3 protein-coding genes and 1 pseudogene are annotated in these 4,757 nt (G+C 28.2%); all 4 read left to right on the forward strand.

Annotation, left to right across the window (positions count from 1 at the left end):
* Nucleotides 1-123 precede the first annotated feature (123 nt).
* Nucleotides 124-1,158, forward strand: a complete 1,035-nt coding sequence (locus CQA75_RS08615) for a lysozyme inhibitor LprI family protein (protein ID WP_137624566.1) — start codon at nt 124-126, stop codon at nt 1,156-1,158.
* A gap of 14 nt (nt 1,159-1,172) precedes the next feature.
* Nucleotides 1,173-3,242: a hypothetical protein gene (locus tag CQA75_RS08620; protein ID WP_246023815.1), complete on the forward strand. Its 2,070-nt coding sequence runs from the start codon at nt 1,173-1,175 to the stop codon at nt 3,240-3,242.
* Between the two features lie 33 nt (nt 3,243-3,275).
* Nucleotides 3,276-4,394, forward strand: a complete 1,119-nt coding sequence (locus tag CQA75_RS08625) for a lysozyme inhibitor LprI family protein (protein WP_137624567.1) — start codon at nt 3,276-3,278, stop codon at nt 4,392-4,394.
* A 44-nt stretch (nt 4,395-4,438) separates the two neighbouring features.
* Nucleotides 4,439-4,757 (forward strand): annotated as a pseudogene (locus CQA75_RS08630) (hypothetical protein); the annotation flags it as partial.

A 4,757-nucleotide genomic window follows, 5' to 3' on the forward strand; every position in this document is an offset into this window, starting at 1 on the left:
CCACTTGATAAATTTATTCAGAATATAGATTTAAGGAAGCTAAATGCCAATTAAGACAACAAATTTAAGCTATGAGGGGTTTAAAACCTACAAATAAAATTAATTTCTATTTTAGGAGTCATTATGAAAAAATTTTTAATAGTTTTAGGATTGTGTTTAATTTTAGGCATTAGTGCTAATGCCCAATCTCCAAGTGAAGCTAAACCTAGTTTTGATTGTGCTAAAGCAAAAAGCAATGTTGAAAAGATGATATGCAATGATAAAAGCGGGCAGTTACAAAATTTAGATCGCTATATGGGTGAAGTCTATACACAATTAAGAAAAGAGTTAAAAATCTCTAAATTTCCCGATAAGGAGCAAAGACTAAAAGATCTTTTAGATTCACAAAGGGCATTTATTAAAAATTTAAATAAAGTTTATTCTCTAGAAGATGCTTACGAAGAACGCATTACAGACTTGCTTAAACTTCTAGGTAAAGTGCTAGATTCTAACAATAAAGAATTATGTGAATATGCAAGACAGCATAAAAATGATTCGGACAAATGGCAAGAACTTTCCCCTTCTATTAATCCTCCCTTTAGTATAGGCCTTTGTGCTTTTGGATCAAATATTCAATATGGCGTTTTTTATAGTTATTGCACAAAAAAGAGAGAGATTAAAAAAGAAGCAGAAGCAAATATCCTAGACTTAAAAGGCTATCCTTACATTTATAAAAGAAAAATTGATATTAACAATGATGGGGTATTAGATAATGTAGTTCTTTCATTGGGATACTATTTTGGTGCACTTGCAATATATAAAAATGGTAAGCTAGATGCAAAAGCAAGTGATAAAATCTATGGGGATGATTTGCATTTTCATGGAGAAAAGACTGAAGAAGAAGTTTGTTTAGAAAATGAAGTGCCTTGCTTCGCATTTCAAACATATGCCTTACCAAGCAATAAAATTTCAGGAATACCAGAACAACCAGAATTTAATCCCGAGTTTCCTATACTAACCCGTTTATCCTATGATGTTATGGAATTTAAAGGAAAAAATTATATTGCCCTTTATAATCGTAGATTTGATGATTTTTATAAAGAAGAGAATACTACTTATCCAAAAAGACGCATTTATCTTTTAAAAGGCGATAAAAGAGAATTAAAATGCACTTATTAAAAAGGAAATAATTAATGTTTGATACAACAAAAAATCTTGAATATAAAAAAGAAGCATTAAAAATTATATTGGTTAGCGAAGGTTTTAGTGTATTGCCTTATAATGATCATGCAAAAGAAGATGGAAGTGGATTTTTAACTATAGGTTATGGTGTTAATTTGCAAGTAAGAAATTGGTTGATTGCTACATTAAATGAATTGGGATTATTTGGGGATGTAATAGAGTTAAGGTCTGAAAAAGATATAGAAGCTTTATATAATAAAGCTAATAAAGCTAAGATTGATGAATTTTATAATATTACAAAACAAATTGTAACAGATACAACCATAAATAGCGTGAGAATACGACTTAATAATTTATTAAAGAAATATAAGGGCTCTAGTAGTGCTAGTTTTGAAATCACAAAAGAGCAAGGATTAAATATTAAAAAAATAGTATCTGAAGCTATATTTAGTAAAGTTTCTGTAGTTAATGATAAAACTTTAAAAATGGATGAAGAAACCAATGAATATGCAGGAATTTTATCCTATGCTTTTAATGTTGGGACTGATCCTAGAAAATATTTCTTTGATACATGTAATAAAGATAAAGATAATCGTTTCTTAGCATTTTTTACTTTACGATATGGGGTTAATTTTTTTTTAAATTATCAACATGATGACAAAGATAAAGATTCATATCAGAAGATTTTTGAAAATAGTAATGTCTATGGCATAGCCAAAAGGAGGTTTTGGGAATCTTTATTATTTGGATTTGAATACAAAGAAAACAGAGCTTTTAAAATGGCAATAGGTATATTTAAAATACTGAATTTTAAATATACTCATAGGAAAAGTAAAAAGACAGGTAAAGAAATTAGCGAATATTATGTCAAGGATTTTACAAAAGAAAAACCCAATCAAACATATTTAGATTGGATTATAAAATATGAAGATGAATTGCTTTATGCTAAAAAAAATCAAAACCAAACTTATCAAGAATTTTATAATGCTGATGCAAGAGCAAATAATCTTCCTGAAAAGTTTAGAAATATACAAGGAATCACTCCAAATAAAGATAACTTTCTCTTCCCCTATCTTAATTACCTAAACACTCTCACTAAAAAAGATTTTAGCTTAGATAATATTTATTGTATTGCTAATTATTGTGAGAATTTAGGTGCTAATAAAATAGATAATGTTACCCTGCTAAATAAAACTTTAAATGAAAAGTTTGAAAAACTAGAAGCAAATACACTCTACAATATTCTTATCCTTTATCCAAATCCCACCCCATCTATCATACAAATAGAACAACCTAAAAATACTTTTATTACTTTACTTGTAGGAGCAAAAGCAAAGATAGATTGCTCTAAGCTAATAGAAGATCAATGCGAACTTATGTATTTAAAATATGATCCAACACAAGAAGAACAACAAACAAGTAATCCACAAGCTTTTTCTTGTAGCACTCAAGAAGAACTTATTTTAAAAAAAGAAGATGAGATACACTTTAAAGCAGTAAAAAACAATATATCATATTTTATAAATAAAAACGATGGGATTTTAAAAGTTACTCTTAATGACAATAAAGAAAATGCTATAGAATTGTATAGCTTTGCTAAGGAAAATCAATTTAAAATTTTAAAAGATAAAGCTTCAAAAATGCTAGATATTCATTTAAAAATCAATGAAGAAGAAATTTCAGCCAATAAAGATGGTAATTTTGATTTAAAAATAAATAATTTAACCATTTTAGATGAAAATGGAAACAATCATGAAACCATCACTAAAGTATTTCTTCATAACTGCGAGAATAGAAGGATTTATGAAAGCTTAAAGCTTAACCAAAAAGAAGAAGGTAACTATGAAAGTGCTTTTAAAATAGATTTGATTTTAGATAAAAACTCTTCTTTTTTTAAAAGAGCTACAAAATTTATTATAGCTACAAAAGCTTTAGAAAATTTTAACACAGAACAAATACATAAAATGGCAAATGTGGCTATTATTTCTTTGAGTTCTGCAGATAAACAAGAAGGTTATTATACTTTTACAAATAAAGTAAGTATGCAAGATTTTGGAGAAAATATTTGTTTGAATGCCTAAGATAAATGACTAATTTACAAAAAAAGGAGTTTTATGCAAAAGTTTTTAATAGTTTTAGGATTGTGTTTGATTTTAGGCATTAGTGCTAATGCCCAGTCTCCAAGTGAAGCTAAACCTAGCTTTGATTGCGCTAAAGCAAAAAGCAATGTTGAAAAGATAATATGCAATGATAAATACGGGCAGTTACAAAATTTAGATCGCTATATGGCTGAAGTCTATACACAATTAACAAAAGAGTTAAAAGTCTCTAAATTGCCCGATAAGGAGCAAAGACTAAAAGATCTTTTAGATTCACAAAGGGCATTTATTAAAAGTTTAAATAAAATTGATAGAGCTGATTTTCTACAATATGATTATGATGAAGAAGATACTTATAGATTTCGCTTTTGGTTTATGGAAGAATCTTATGAAAACCGCATTACAGACTTGCTTAAACTTCTAGGTAAAGTGCTAGATTCTAACAATAAAGAATTATGTGAATATGCAAGACAGCATGATGATGAATTTGATGAGAGCAAATGGCAAGAAGTTCCTCCTTCTGTCAATCCTCCATATAGCATAGGCTTTTGTACTTTTGGAACAAGTAGTAGATATGGTATGACTACAGATTTTTGCACAGAAAAGGGAGAGATTATAAAAGAAGAAATAGCAAAAGCTTTCAAACACAAAGGTGGTGAAAAATTTTATTTTCTCGATAATACTAAAATGTATAAAAGAAAAATTGATATTAACAATGATGGAGTGCCCGAAAATTTGATTTTTATATCAGGGGATTATTATGAAGCACTTTGGATATATAAAAATGGTAAGCTAGATAAAGCAAGTGATAAAATCTATGGGGATGATTTGCATTTTTATGGAACGGGTACTCGAGGTATTCTTCAAGGAAGTCTTGACAGCCTTGCTGCTGGAGTATTTGATTTATATGCCATGCCAAGCAATAAAATTTCACAACCACCAAAATTTGAATTTGGATATCCTATACTAGGCTATTTATACTATGGAGTTATGGAGTTTAAAGGAAAAAATTATATTACCCTTTATAATCGCAGATTTCAGGATGATGAAAAATCTACTTATCCAACAGAACGCATTTATCTTTTAAAAGGCGATAAATTAGAATTAAAATGCACTTATGAAAAGAGATATTGATGTTTGAAACGACAAAAAATACAGAGCAAATTAAAGGAATATCCATAAAAAAGTTTTTAATAGTTTTAGGATTGTGTTTGATTTTAGGCATTAGTACTAATGCCCAATCTCCAAGTGAAGCTAAACCTAGTTTTGATTGTGCTAAAGCTAGTACAAAAGTAGAAAAACTTATTTGTAGTGATAAAAGCGGAGAATTGCAAAAACTTGATAGACTATATTCTAAACTCTATTTTTCAATATTAAAAAGCATTCCAAAAGATACAGAAGAAGGAAAAGAAACAAGAAAACAAATGCAAAAATTTGCTAAAAATTTTAAAGATTATAGAGATAATATGCGTTGTTTTTTATTGGCACTAAATGATG

It is taken from the genome of Campylobacter taeniopygiae (assembly GCF_005406225.1).
GTDB classification, from domain to species: Bacteria; Campylobacterota; Campylobacteria; order Campylobacterales; family Campylobacteraceae; genus Campylobacter_D; species Campylobacter_D taeniopygiae.